At 50.2% G+C, this 287-nt stretch carries 2 tRNA genes; both read right to left on the reverse strand.

Features of this window, described 5'->3' with window-relative positions:
* Positions 1 to 67: 67 nt before the first annotated feature.
* Positions 68 to 143, reverse strand: a tRNA-Ala gene (locus JFU11_RS27935).
* A gap of 9 nt (positions 144 to 152) precedes the next feature.
* Positions 153 to 229: transfer RNA gene (locus tag JFU11_RS27940), tRNA-Ile, on the reverse strand.
* Positions 230 to 287: the final 58 nt, after the last annotated feature.

The following is a 287-nucleotide window of genomic DNA, read 5'->3' on the forward strand; positions in this document are numbered from 1 at the left end:
AGACTAGAAATCAATATTCACAGCGGAATATTCATTTCTAAACTCTCAAACGTTTCGAAGCAGTTAATGGTGGAGCCAAACGGGATCGAACCGTTGACCTCCTGCGTGCAAGGCAGGCGCTCTCCCAGCTGAGCTATGGCCCCATACAAAATTGGTGGGTCTGGGCAGATTCGAACTGCCGACCTCACCCTTATCAGGGGTGCGCTCTAACCAACTGAGCTACAGACCCAATTTCGAGCGCGTAACTGTTAGCGTTGAGCTATCAGCTTGGAGCTTAAAGCTGCTTC

The organism is Pseudomonas sp. TH37 (assembly GCF_016650735.1).
Classification (GTDB): Bacteria; Pseudomonadota; Gammaproteobacteria; order Pseudomonadales; family Pseudomonadaceae; genus Aquipseudomonas; species Aquipseudomonas farris.